The sequence below is a fragment of the Planococcus donghaensis genome (assembly GCF_001687665.2).
GTDB classification, from domain to species: domain Bacteria; phylum Bacillota; class Bacilli; order Bacillales_A; family Planococcaceae; genus Planococcus; species Planococcus donghaensis.
In genome coordinates this window covers 3,271,923-3,284,789 of sequence record NZ_CP016543.2, presented here as the reverse complement: position 1 = coordinate 3,284,789, position 12,867 = coordinate 3,271,923, and the positions used below count along the sequence as shown (strand labels likewise).

At 40.8% G+C, this 12,867-nt stretch carries 13 protein-coding genes; 10 read left to right on the top strand and 3 right to left on the bottom strand.

Annotated features, from left to right (window positions below; all coding sequences use genetic code 11):
* Positions 1 to 14 precede the first annotated feature (14 nt).
* The 7 genes from BCM40_RS15990 (at position 15) to BCM40_RS15960 (ending at position 8,533) form a co-directional block, all read left to right on the top strand.
* Positions 15 to 1,301, top strand: coding sequence for an adenylosuccinate synthase (locus BCM40_RS15990; RefSeq protein WP_065524985.1), 1,287 nt, complete (start codon positions 15 to 17; stop codon positions 1,299 to 1,301).
* Between the two features lie 213 nt (positions 1,302 to 1,514).
* Positions 1,515 to 2,222: a response regulator YycF gene (gene yycF / locus BCM40_RS15985; protein WP_065524986.1), complete on the top strand. Its 708-nt coding sequence runs from the start codon at positions 1,515 to 1,517 to the stop codon at positions 2,220 to 2,222.
* 4 nt (positions 2,223 to 2,226) lie between these two features.
* Positions 2,227 to 4,053: a cell wall metabolism sensor histidine kinase WalK gene (gene walK, locus BCM40_RS15980; RefSeq protein WP_065524987.1), complete on the top strand. Its 1,827-nt coding sequence runs from the start codon at positions 2,227 to 2,229 to the stop codon at positions 4,051 to 4,053.
* Positions 4,044 to 5,378 carry a YycH family regulatory protein gene (locus BCM40_RS15975; protein WP_238323739.1) on the top strand — a complete coding sequence of 445 codons (1,335 nt, stop codon included), beginning with the start codon at positions 4,044 to 4,046 and terminating at the stop codon, positions 5,376 to 5,378. The genes walK and BCM40_RS15975 overlap by 10 nt, the downstream gene beginning before the upstream one ends.
* Positions 5,365 to 6,174, top strand: coding sequence for a two-component system regulatory protein YycI (locus BCM40_RS15970; RefSeq protein ID WP_065524989.1), 810 nt, complete (start codon positions 5,365 to 5,367; stop codon positions 6,172 to 6,174). The genes BCM40_RS15975 and BCM40_RS15970 overlap by 14 nt, the downstream gene beginning before the upstream one ends.
* A gap of 13 nt (positions 6,175 to 6,187) precedes the next feature.
* Positions 6,188 to 6,976, top strand: coding sequence for an MBL fold metallo-hydrolase (locus BCM40_RS15965; protein WP_065524990.1), 789 nt, complete (start codon positions 6,188 to 6,190; stop codon positions 6,974 to 6,976).
* 351 nt (positions 6,977 to 7,327) lie between these two features.
* Positions 7,328 to 8,533: a S1C family serine protease gene (locus BCM40_RS15960; RefSeq protein WP_420330052.1), complete on the top strand. Its 1,206-nt coding sequence runs from the start codon at positions 7,328 to 7,330 to the stop codon at positions 8,531 to 8,533.
* Between the two features lie 249 nt (positions 8,534 to 8,782).
* On the opposite strand, the gene BCM40_RS15955 is transcribed toward BCM40_RS15960, so the two are convergent.
* On the bottom strand, positions 8,783 to 9,532 hold the full coding sequence (locus BCM40_RS15955) for an SDR family NAD(P)-dependent oxidoreductase (protein WP_065524992.1): 750 nt from the start codon (positions 9,530 to 9,532) through the stop codon (positions 8,783 to 8,785).
* A 394-nt stretch (positions 9,533 to 9,926) separates the two neighbouring features.
* On the opposite strand from BCM40_RS15955, the gene BCM40_RS15950 reads away from it, so the two are divergent.
* Positions 9,927 to 10,091, top strand: coding sequence for a CxxH/CxxC protein (locus tag BCM40_RS15950; RefSeq protein WP_065524993.1), 165 nt, complete (start codon positions 9,927 to 9,929; stop codon positions 10,089 to 10,091).
* Positions 10,092 to 10,181: 90 nt separating this feature from the next.
* A complete protein-coding gene (rlmH, locus tag BCM40_RS15945) occupies positions 10,182 to 10,661 on the top strand; it encodes a 23S rRNA (pseudouridine(1915)-N(3))-methyltransferase RlmH (RefSeq protein ID WP_065524994.1) in 480 nt (159 codons plus the stop codon).
* A 164-nt stretch (positions 10,662 to 10,825) separates the two neighbouring features.
* Here the strand turns inward: rlmH and fdhA are convergent, their stop codons facing one another.
* A complete protein-coding gene (fdhA, locus tag BCM40_RS15940) occupies positions 10,826 to 12,043 on the bottom strand; it encodes a formaldehyde dehydrogenase, glutathione-independent (protein ID WP_065524995.1) in 1,218 nt (405 codons plus the stop codon).
* A 217-nt stretch (positions 12,044 to 12,260) separates the two neighbouring features.
* Here fdhA and BCM40_RS15935 point away from each other — a divergent pair, with 217 nt between their 5' ends.
* Complete coding sequence (locus tag BCM40_RS15935) at positions 12,261 to 12,632, top strand: winged helix-turn-helix transcriptional regulator (protein ID WP_065524996.1); 372 nt, start codon at positions 12,261 to 12,263, stop codon at positions 12,630 to 12,632.
* 64 nt (positions 12,633 to 12,696) lie between these two features.
* On the opposite strand, the gene BCM40_RS16510 is transcribed toward BCM40_RS15935, so the two are convergent.
* Positions 12,697 to 12,834, bottom strand: a complete 138-nt coding sequence (locus BCM40_RS16510) for a hypothetical protein (RefSeq protein ID WP_169818725.1) — start codon at positions 12,832 to 12,834, stop codon at positions 12,697 to 12,699.
* Positions 12,835 to 12,867: the final 33 nt, after the last annotated feature.

Genomic DNA, 12,867 nt, shown 5'->3' with positions numbered 1-12,867 from the left:
GGAGGTGCGGAATTATGACGTCAGTCGTAGTAGTTGGAACGCAATGGGGAGACGAAGGAAAAGGGAAGATCACTGATTTTCTATCAGAACATGCAGAAGTAATTGCACGTTATCAAGGCGGTAATAACGCTGGACACACCATTATTTTTGGTGGAGAAACGTATAAATTGCATTTGATTCCTTCAGGGATATTCTATAAAGAGAAAACATCGGTAATTGGAAACGGCATGGTTGTAGATCCAAAAGCGCTTGTTAAAGAATTAAAAGGTCTTCATGAGCGTGGCATTACAACGGAAAACTTGCGCATTTCAAACCGCGCACACGTATTATTGCCATACCACATTAAGCAAGATGAAGTAGAAGAAGCGCGTCGCGGAGCAAATAAAATTGGAACAACAGGTAAAGGCATCGGACCTGCTTATATGGACAAAGCAGCACGTGTCGGAATTCGTATGGCGGATTTATTGGACCACGTTGTGTTCGAAGAAAAACTACGCATGAACTTAATCGAGAAAAACCGTTTGTTCGAGAAATTTTATGAAACAGAAGGATTTACAGTCGAAGGAATTATGGAAGAGTATTATGCATATGGGCAAGAAATCGCTAAATATGTAACAGACACATCAAAAGTATTGAACGATGCTATTGATAATGGCCGTCGCGTATTGTTTGAAGGCGCTCAAGGCGTTATGCTCGATATCGACCAAGGAACGTATCCGTTTGTAACGTCTTCTAACCCAGTAGCGGGTGGAGTTACAATCGGAGCGGGCGTAGGACCAACAACTATTCAACACGTAATCGGCGTATGTAAAGCGTACACGTCACGTGTTGGAGACGGACCATTCCCAACAGAATTGTTCGATGAAGTAGGTCAACAAATCCGCGAAATTGGTAAAGAGTACGGTACGACTACTGGTCGTCCACGCCGCATTGGTTGGTTTGATAGTGTAGTTGTTCGTCATGCAAGACGTGTAAGTGGATTAACGGACTTAACAGTTAACTCCATTGACGTATTGTCGGGTCTTGAAACGGTTAAGATTTGTACAGCTTACCGTTACCAAGGAGAACTGATCACAGAATATCCAGCAAACTTACGTATGCTGGATGAGTGCGAACCTGTGTATGAAGAGCTTCCAGGCTGGTCTGAAGACGTGACAAGCTGCAAATCATTAGATGAATTGCCAGAAAATGCACGTCATTACTTAGAGCGTATTTCTCAGTTGACGGGTGTTCAAATTTCGATTTTCTCTGTCGGTCCTGACCGTAACCAAACAAACATTGTTACAAGTGTTTGGAGATAATTTAAGCTTAGAATTGAGATCAAGCAGTCGCCTTTAGGCGGCTGCTTTTTGCTGTTTTGTGGATTGCGCTTAGGTTTTGAGTGTTTGAGACAGAGCAGGGGTAGCTACTGATAGATGCGAAATGCCTTGAACAATGATAAAGTATAGGGTAGTAAAGAACGAGCAATGACAACAAAAAAGGGTGTAGATGGGAAGAAAAAGGGGAGAAAAATGATGAGTAAAACAATATTGGTTGTAGACGATGAGAAACCGATTGCAGATATTTTACAGTTTAACTTGAAAAAAGAAGGTTTTAATGTAGTTTGTGCGTATGACGGAGACGAAGCGATTAAAATTGCTGGAGAAATTCAACCCGATTTAATGTTATTAGATATTATGTTGCCAAATCGCGACGGGATGGAAGTTTGTCGTGAAATTCGCAAAAAGTACGATTTTCCAATCATTATGTTAACAGCCAAAGACTCTGAAATTGATAAAGTGCTAGGTCTAGAACTAGGTGCAGATGATTATGTGACAAAACCTTTTTCAACGCGTGAACTGATTGCACGTGTAAAAGCCAATTTGCGACGTCAAAATGTAGCGCCTGCTGAAGAAGAAGGACAACACTCTAATGATATTCAAGTAGGTGTGTTAACAATTCAACCAGATGCTTATCTTGTATTAAAACGTGAAGAAACGATCGAATTGACTCACCGTGAATTTGAACTGCTTCACTATCTTGGTAAGCATATTGGACAAGTCATGACACGTGAGCATTTATTGCAGACCGTATGGGGATATGATTACTTTGGTGATGTCCGTACAGTGGATGTTACCGTTAGACGTCTGCGTGAAAAAATTGAAGATAACCCAAGTCATCCGGCATGGATTGTGACGCGTCGCGGCGTAGGGTATTATTTGCGAAATCCTGAACAGGAGTAGTTAGATGTCAAAAGTAAATTTTTTAAAGTCGATACATGTGAAGTTTGTGTTAATTTATATTTTGCTGATTTTGCTAGCTATGCAGATTATTGGTCTGTACTTTGCTCAGCAGCTTGAAGAAACCTTAAAAGGGAACTTTGAAAGTTCTATTAAAGACCGTATGGAAATTATTGAATTTAGTGTGCGTGAAGAAATGATTAAAGAACGTACAGAAGAAAATTCAACGCTTGAACAAACCTTGCGAACGGTATTATATGGATTTCAATCAGATGATATCAATGAAATACGGGTTGTAGATACACGGTATAGCATTCTTGCATCATCTGTTATTGAAAACCAAATACTAGTCGGCCAGCGGTCAACCAATGACTTGGTTCGCCAATCTATTATCGGAGAAATTGATTTAGAACAAACCTATGTGGATAAGGAAAGCGAAGAGCGAATTTGGGTACGAACCTTGCCGATTGTGGCGACAGGTGGCACCTTACTCGGGACTTTATATGTTGAAGCTGAAATTGAAAACGTGTATGACCAAATGGATGATATCAACTCCATTCTCGCAGTAGGTACAACGATTTCCTTGGCCATTACTGCAATTTTAGGAATTTTAGTGGCTCAAACCATTTCACGACCTATTGCGGATATGCGAAGACAAGCGCAAGCAATGGCAAAAGGAAACTTTTCCCGTAAAGTAAGAGTTTATAGTGATGATGAAATTGGTCAACTTGCTCGAGCTTTTAACCATTTAACAAATCGGTTGCAGGAATCTCAACAATCGACAGAAAGTGAACGTCGGAAATTAGCATCTGTCCTTTCTAATATGACCGATGGCGTATTATCGACTGATAGGCGAGGACGCATTATTTTGATCAATGATCCTGCGCTTCAATTGCTTAATGTTTCACGTGAAACGGTCATAAACCGACCGGTAACGAGCGTATTGGGTCTTGAAGAAGAATATACTTTCGAAGATTTAATTGATATGAAAGAAGCTGTTACATTAGATTTAAGTACGTATGAACAAAGTACGTTATTGCGTACGACTTTTTCTGTAATTCAAAAAGAAACAGGCTTTGTTAATGGTTTAATTGCGGTCTTGCATGACAACACAGAACAAGAAAAAATTGATATTGAACGCCGTGAGTTTGTGGCCAATGTATCGCATGAATTGCGGACACCTTTAACAACAATGCGCAGTTATTTAGAAGCATTGGCTGATGGGGCATGGCAAGATCCAGACTTAGCGCCAAACTTTTTAAATGTGACACAAACAGAAACAGAACGCATGATTCGACTGGTAAATGATTTGCTGAAATTATCAAAAATGGATTCGAGTGAAACCGAATTAAGCAAAGAAATGGTTGAATTCAACGTCTTTTTCAATCGCATTATCGATCGTTTTGAAATGTCGAAGTCGCACAAAGTGAATTTTATGCGTCAATTGCCTAAAGAGCAGTACTTTGTTGAAATTGACCCAGATAAATTAACCCAAGTAATTGATAACATCATTTCGAATGCATTGAAATATTCTCCTGAAGGTGGAAAAGTCCGCTTTAACATGACTGTTGAAGAAGGATATTTACTGATTCAAATTAGTGATGAAGGAATGGGAATTCCAAAAGAAAATGTCGATCGGATCTTTGACCGATTTTATCGCGTTGACCGTGCAAGATCCCGTGAAATGGGTGGTACGGGATTAGGGTTGGCGATTTCAAAAGAAATGATCAATGCTCATGGAGGCGTCATTTGGGCAGAAAGTAAGCTAGGAAAAGGAACAAGTATTTTCTTTACGTTGCCATTTGAAGAAGACGATGGGGGTGAGTGGGATTGAAATATGTAGAACATATCAAGTCGATCGCCTTGTTTTTACTCATCCTACTGAGTCTTGCGTTAACCTTTACTATTTGGACGTTCACACCAACACATGAAATTATTGAACCAACTACTACAGTAGAAATGCCAATTTCAGAAACGAAAAACACAGAAGAAATTGTTCGTCCCGTAAAACTACTGTTTCATAACGACGAAAATGTCACCGGGACGAGCGACCAAAATGATATTGAAGTCTTGCTTGAGTCTGTGAAGAACTGGCAAATTAGCAATATAAGATTGGTGCAAGATGAAGCAACTCCAGCGACGATAAAATCTTATATGCACAGCTCAAAACGAGCGCTTGTTTACTATCCCGGATTAGTACCCTTACCAGTTTTTGACTCGATTAATAATATTGTGGATACAACAATTCCAGAATCTTCTTTTGACCGGCTTATTATCGAATGGGATGCACCAGCTAATGATCGTCCGGCTTTATATTTTATTAACTCGTTGTCAGGAAGAATATACAAAGCAGATCTTCGAGTAGAAGACTTGTATCAATTCCAAACAGAGATTGTGGACCAAGCGGGCGACTATGATACCTATGTTACAGATGACGCGATTGGGGTATTACCGATCTATGTGCAACAAGAAAAAGTTGAGAAGACGAGTATTGGGTTTTTATTAGAAGAAATTTCAACTTCGAAGTTTGCAGAAGCGTTATTGGATAGTCCAGAATTGGTCTTCTCAGCGGATTTAAAAACGCAGGAGTATACGGATGATTCAGGGGCATTTATGAGAGAAAATCCGAACACCAAAAGCATAAGTTATATACAGCCAAAAGCCGAAACCACAGATCCAGCGATTCCATCAGATTTACTTTTCGATTCGCTGAACTACATTAATGCCCATGGCGGCTGGACAGATCAATATTTCTATGCAGGCATGAATTCAGTAAATCAGCAAATTGAGTATCAATTATACGTAGCTGATTTACCGGTCTTCAGTAATTCGACTACTACGGATCTAGAAGTGATGTGGGGAATAGATGACGGAATCGAACAAGTTTATAGTTATGTTCGACCAGCTTATCAATTAGATTCAGAAGCAGAAAAAAGAGTAGTTGTACTTGCTTCAGGAGAAAATGTATTGAAAGCTCTTGGACAAATGGAGGAAGAAGAACGATCCGCGATAACGGATGTTACGCCTGCTTATCATGTAACGAGAAGTGAAGATGATTCTTTTATCATTTTTGAGCCGACGTGGTACGTGAAAACAAATGGGATTTGGACAGAGCTGCCAACTGAATTGACAGGAGGGGGAGAACTTGGATTGGAATAAAACCAAGACTATTTTTATCATTGTCTTTTCTATTTTAAATGTCTTTTTGTATTCCTTGTACTTGAATCGGTATACAGAAGCGAAAAATGTAGAAGTGCTTTCGGAATCCTCAGTGGATGAAAAGTTACAAGCTGATAAAATTACCTATTCAAACCTTCCTGAAAATGTGGAAGGGATGCCTTATATTCGTGGAGAAACGAAAATATTCACGGCGAAAGAAGCACCTAAAGAAAATGTTCAAGTGAATATTCAAGACGGAAAAAAACTACAAGTTTCGTATGAAAAAGCTGTTTCACCGGTGGGCGAACCAGAAAGCGCAAAAGCGTTAGCTACGTTTATGGAACAAAACGTGTATGAAGGCACTTCCTATGAATTATGGGAGATTGATAAAGAGTTAAATAAAGCAGTCTATTTTCAAAAGCTTGCTGGTGAAGTTCTTTATTATAGCGATGATGGAAAAGTAACGGTGTATTGGGATAACGAAGGGAATGTTGTCCGCTATGAACAAACGATGTTCACCAATATTATCGAAAACGAAGAACCGAAAAGTTTAGTGACAGCGGTCACCGCCATTCATACCCTTTACCAAAAAAACATGTTGGAATATGGTACTAAAATCGTCAATACAGAATTAGGTTATTCGGTACATGTTCTAGTATCAAAAAACCGTCAAATGTTTGTCCCAACATGGCATGTTCAAGGCGAACTTGAAGATGGAAGCCGACAAGATTATTTTGTGAATGCGGTAAAAGACGGAGTTATTGAATTGAACAAACCACCAGAAGAAGTAGAGTAAGGAGATTTTCACTATGCAATTCAGTGTATTAGCCAGCGGTTCAAGCGGCAATGCCACATATATCGAGAACGGAGAACATTCTTTTTTAGTCGATGCGGGACTTAGTGGCCGTAAGATGGAAGAATTGTTTGCGGCAATCGGTAAAAAAATGAGCGATTTGGATGGCATTTTGGTCACTCATGAACATAGCGATCACATTAAAGGGCTTGGGATTGTAGCACGTAAACACAAAGTGCCGATTTATGCCAACGCGAAAACATGGTCTGCGATGGATGGGTTGATCGGAGCGGTTCCTGTAGAGCAGCGATTCCATTTTGATATGGACACGGTGAAAACTTTCGGTTCGATGGATATTGAATCGTTTGCTGTGTCACACGATGCGGCAGATCCTATGTTTTATGTGTTTCATGCGAATGGTCGGAAGTTGTCGTTGATTACGGATACAGGTTATGTCAGCGACCGGATGAAAGGCGTTATTCAAGCGTCGGATTCGTATGTGTTCGAAAGTAATCACGACGTGGGAATGCTGCAGATGGGCCGTTATCCATGGTCGATTAAACGTAGGATTTTAAGTGATGTGGGTCACGTGTCGAATGAAGATGCGGCAGTGGCGATGAGTGAAGTGATTGCTGAAAAACCGACGCGCATTTATCTTTCGCATTTGAGTAAAGACAATAATATGAAAGATTTAGCGCGTATGAGTGTTGAGCAAACATTGCAGTCAAAAGGGATTATCACGGGAGAATACGTGAATCTGTTTGATACGGATGCCAATATACCGACTAAATTAATCGTTGTGTAAGAGAAGAGCTGTTCAAAGGTCATGAAAGTGACTTTTGGATGGCTTTTTTGTTGAGAAATAAACGAAGAAGTCGTGTTAGCCGGACGCTTTCCGCGGGCGGAGCGATGAGCCTCCTCGTCGCAAGCTCCTGCGGGGTCTCATTACTCCGCTTTCCCGCAGGAGTCGCCGACTAATACGACTTCTTCTACGTGTGTTGAATACTCTTTTTATTGATATTAGAAGAAAGTTAAATATACGAAGTTTTTCCAGCTTGCATTGGTTACACGAAATTTTTAAACTGAAATTATAAAGGTCTTATAAATGGTTCAAACGGGGTAAATAGAGAGAGAAGATAAAGGAAGGATGAGTGCGGTGGGTTATTACAATCAAACACCAAATGGTAGGCCGAGACCAAGCCGGTTTGGTGCGTTTGCTGCAGGTCTTGGCGGAGTTGTAGTAGGTGCGTTATTAGTATGGGTATTGTTTTATACCTTACCAGAGCTAAGACCGGAAAATGGCACTAGTGACACGCAAATTGTAGAGCAAGGTGCGAAAGAAGGTTCTGAGGCAGTTTCGGTTAATATTATGACAGATGTGACAAAAGCAGTTGATATAGCGGCGGATGCGGTTGTGGGGGTTAGTAATTTGCAAGCGAATGGGGATTTTTGGTCTCAATCACCGCAACAAGAACAAGCTGTTGGCACGGGATCTGGTGTTATTTATAAAAACGAAAATGGAAAGGCGTATGTCGTTACGAATCATCATGTTATTGATGGAGCCAGTGGTATTGAAGTGACGTTGTCGGACGGTTCTAAAGTTCAAGCCGAGCTAGTAGGAAGTGATATATGGACCGATTTGGCTGTACTTGAAATGGACGGCGCTAAAGTGCAGGCGGTTGCTCAATTTGGGGATTCAGATGCGTTAAAACAAGGAGAGACAGTGATTGCAATTGGCAATCCGTTAGGTCTGGATTTTTCAGGTTCAGTGACGACGGGTGTCGTTTCTGGTAAAGATCGAGCGGTGCCAGTGGATTTGAATGGAGATGGTCAAGAGGATTGGCAAGCAGAAGTGTTGCAGACAGATGCAGCGATAAATCCAGGAAACAGTGGTGGCGCATTGGTCAATTTAGCAGGGCAATTGGTTGGCATCAATTCGATGAAAATCGCGACTTCGCAAGTAGAAGGCATTGGATTTTCGATTCCCATCAATTCTGCGATTCCTGTGATCGAGTCGATTGAAGAAAATGGGGAAATGATTCGACCTGCAATGGGTGTAACGTTGATGGATTTGGTTCAAGTGCCCCAAGCTTCTCGTCAAGACACCTTAAAGCTTCCTGAAGACGTGGTAACGGGTGTCGTTGTCAATTCAGTGATAGAAGGTTCTGCTGCAGCTGCGGCGGGTATGGAGCAGTTTGATGTAATTATTGAAATGGATGGTACCGCAATAGACGATATTATCGAGTTGCGAAAGCATTTATACAATAAAAAGAAAATCGGTGATGAACTGACCGTTAAAGCGTATCGAGATGGTGAGTTAATCGAATTCAACTTAAAGCTTGTGGATAATTCAGCATTGTAAAATAGAAAACCTGCATAGAAACTTCTATGCAGGTTTTTTTGTGGAAATTTATCGCTTTGGTCGCTTTGGGTAGAGCAAAGATGATTGCTCCTGCGCAAGCTCGTCGCCAAGGAGGAGCCAAAATCGCTCCTCCTTGGCTTTCGCGAGAAGCCAGGAAGATCATCTGTCTTCTCGCTTCGCCTACCCCGTAGACGCGCCTTCGCTAGTGAAAGGTTCTTTTTTAAGATAGGAAATATACTCTGAATTTGTTTATTTTAAGGAGTAGCCACCGTCTACGACTATTTCCGCACCGTTTATATAGGATGCTTTGTCTGAAGCTAAAAATAGAACAACTTCTGCAATCTCACTTGGTTTTCCGTAACTTCCTCGAGGGTGTTTTTTGGATTGTTCTTCATACTTCTCTGTTCCGCCATATGCATTAATGGCTAGGTCGGTTTCTGTAGGGCCAGGGGATATGCAATTTACGCGAATTCCGAGGTTAGCAAAGCGAAGTGCTGTGCTTTGAGTCATTGCCACAATCGCTGCTTTTGTTCCACTATAAGCTGGCAGCATAGGATTAACCTTATCGTTTCCAAGGATGGCTGCATTATTAATAATAACGCCATTTCGTTGCTTGCTCATCCCGACTAAAGAATATTTCATATAGACGAAGATGGCTGTTTGATTGACCGCAATTAAATGATTCCAGTCATCTAGTTTTACTCGAGACAAAGGCCCCATTCCTGTCGATAAAATACCAGCACTATTGAATAGAATATCAACGTTGTGACCGTTATTTTCAAGTGTTTTAAAAAAGCTTTCGATTTCTTCCACGTTTTCGTTATGGACTTGGTAAAAATGAGCCCTTCCATCGCATTCACTTTCTACTTGAGAGCCTTTGTTGCGATCTCTTCCAGTAAAATGAACGGTAGCCCCTTCTTTGCAAAAGAAACGAACCACTTCTTTACCAATTCCATCGGTTCCACCATTAACAATTACTACGTTGTTTTCGAACATCATAAGATCTCCTCCAAATATCATAGTAAAGTGATGAGTATGTGAAATCAGTATATAACATTCGTATAACCAAAGGAAATCTAAGTATTCTCCACTTAAGAGGATATTAATCTTGTCTAATATAAAGGATTGAATACTCGCTTCTCATTTCATTGTCTTGAACTAATACTATTCAAATAATAAATTCTGAAATTTAGAGGAAAAGTAAAAACGTTCGGGAAGGTGAAAATAGCATGTGGATAACTTTTAATGTGCATATTTATTGTTAACAATCCACAAGAGGATAAAAGCTTCGCTATCCGGAACTCTTTAGGTCTGTTAAAATAGGGTGTGGATAAAGGTGAATGAAATGTGTATAACTATGTGGAATATTCGGAAATCGAAAGAGGTGGAAATAATGGAGATAAAATGCTGTAAAACCCACGTGGAGCATGCGTTAGACGTGTTCGTGGCAGAGACTAAAAATTATCCGATACTAACAGAATTATCAGAAACAGAAAAGTTATCCACAACTTGTGATTATTGCAAAGAGGCTGCAACGTATCTTGTGGCAAACGCATGATCGAGCACAATATGTAGAAATTGGATGTTAGTATGTGTATAACTATTGTGTATAACTTGTTTGTAAATTTAATGTGAAGGGGGATAAGTTGTGAATATCTCAATTATCAGTGTAGGAAAGTTGAAAGAGAAATATTTGAAAGCTGGAATCGAAGAGTACACAAAACGACTGGGAAGCTATTCAAAAATTAATGAAATTGAAGTTGCGGACGAAAAAGCACCAGAGCAATTGAGTGATGCGGACATGGAAATTGTCAAAAAGAAAGAAGCCGACCGAATTTTGGCGAAAATTTCCGCTGACGCGTATGTCATTGCATTAGCGATTGATGGCAAGATGAAAACTTCAGAGCAGCTGGCAAAAGATATCGAATCGTTAATGACCTATGGCCGCAGCAAAATTGTCTTTGTCATTGGCGGATCGCTTGGATTGCATGACGAGGTGTTAAAGCGGGCGGATGAAAAATTATCGTTTTCGAAGATGACGTTTCCCCATCAATTGATGAAGTTGATTTTGGTGGAGCAGGTTTATCGGGCGTTTCGGATTATGAAGGGTGAACCGTATCATAAGTAAGTGAGGTTTTCTCGACAAAGATATAGTGGAAGTCCTGTTCACCCACCTTTCCAAAATAAAAAAAGCGCCAGGATTATAATCCTAGCGCTTTTTCATATTAAAACACGCATCATCCACAAGGAAATAAACCTCCCTGTTACTCCATAAGCAGAGGAGCAAGTAACTTATTTTTTAAAATGCCCGTGCGGATCAATGACAAACTTCTTGGAAGCGCCATGGTCAAATTCAGCGTATGCCTCTGGTGATTGATCTAACGTAATGACGGTTGCGTTTACGGCTTTGGCAATTTGTGCTTTTCCGCTTAAAATCGACTTCATCAAATCACGATGGTACCTCATAACCGGAGTTTGGCCAGTTACAAAGGTATGAGCTTTTGCCCAGCCCAGTCCTAAGCGCACCTTCAAGGTTCCATTTTGGGCATCTTTGTCGGCAGCGCCAGGATCACCGGTTACATAGAGTCCAGGTATACCAAGACGTCCACCTGCACGCGTAACATCCATAATGGAATTTAATACGGTAGCTGGTGCTTCACCAGCGCCCTCACCATGTCCGCTAGCTTCAAAGCCTACGCAATCAATCGCGCAATCCACTTCTGGGACACCTAGAATTTGAGCAATTTGTTCCCCGAGGTTCGGATGCTCCCGAAGATTTACAGTTTCACAGCCGAAACTATGGGCCTGTGCAAGGCGCTCCTTGTTTAAATCACCCACGATGACAACAGATGCACCCAGTAGTTGAGCAGAATGGGCAGCGGCTAAACCTACAGGGCCAGCCCCGGCAACATAGACAGTAGCTCCTGGTTTCACACCAGCACTCACGGCACCGTGGTAGCCTGTCGGGAAAATATCGGAAAGCATCGTTAAATCAAGTATTTTATCCATTGCCTGATCTTTATCTGGAAATTTGAGCAGCTGAAAATCTGCGTAAGGGACCATCACATATTCCGATTGCCCGCCGACCCATCCACCCATATCGACGTACCCATAAGCAGAACCTGGACGATCCGGATTTACGTTCTCACAAATATGGGTATCTTGCTCTTTACAGCTGCGGCAGCGACCACAAGCAATATTAAATGGAACAGATACTAAGTCACCTTTTTTTATAAATTCAACATCACGGCCAACTTCAATAACTTCTCCGGTAATTTCATGGCCGAGTACAAGCCCTTCAGGAGCTGTTGTCCGGCCACGCACCATGTGTTGATCACTTCCGCAAATGTTCGTTGTAACGACTTTTACAATTACTCCGTGCTCACATTTACGCCCTACATTCAACGGATTTACCCCGGGACCGTCTCTGATGATTAATTCAGGGTAGCTAATGTCTTCAACTGTTACTGTTCCAGCACCTCTGTATACAACCGCTCTGTTTCCTGCCATTTCTGTCAGCTCCTATCTAATTTTGTACATAGAAAGATCTAATCTTTACACCGGGGCAGCATCGGAGAAGAGACAAAACTGTAAGCGTTTATATTAAATATTCTCTATCTTCGATTTATTCTAAATTATAATTCTTTTTAATGGAATAACGCACTTTATTGTGAGAAGGTTACCTAAAGGATACTTTCAGGAAGAAATGGAAGAAAGGGGCAGGCTCATGGGTGATTTGCGGTCAGAAATAAAAAGGGAAATTGAGAGTGGCGAATTTAATTGCGAAAAAGAACTGACCTTATCAATTATCAGCGGCAAGTGGAAAATCATTATTATTTATTATTTGGGAACAGAAGGTGTGTTGCGCTTTAGTGAGATTAACCGCTTACTTCCCAAAATTTCACATAAGGTACTGACTACGCAAATTAGAGAATTAGAGGAGGACGGGATTGTCCATCGGGAAGTATTTGCTGAAGTTCCGTCGAAAGTAGAATATTCATTAACTCCTTTAGGGGAAAGCCTAATTCCAATCGTTTTAATGATGGACGAATGGGGAAAGAAAAACATCAAACACTTTCCTGTTGCGAAAAATGGATGAATAGCATTTATCATAAATAAAAAAAGGCGATTCCATTCAAAACGGAATCGCCTTTTAAGTTTCATTAATTTAGAAATAAATAAATGAAGTATAGTGGTACAAGAATAATCGCCATGTACTTCAGCATATACAGCGAACTAGTAGATAAGCACTTTACTTTAGCGATCAACGCTTCTTTGAAATCGTTTGCCATTTCGGACATTGTGTCTGCCCCCTTTAGTAAGTAAGATTAGTA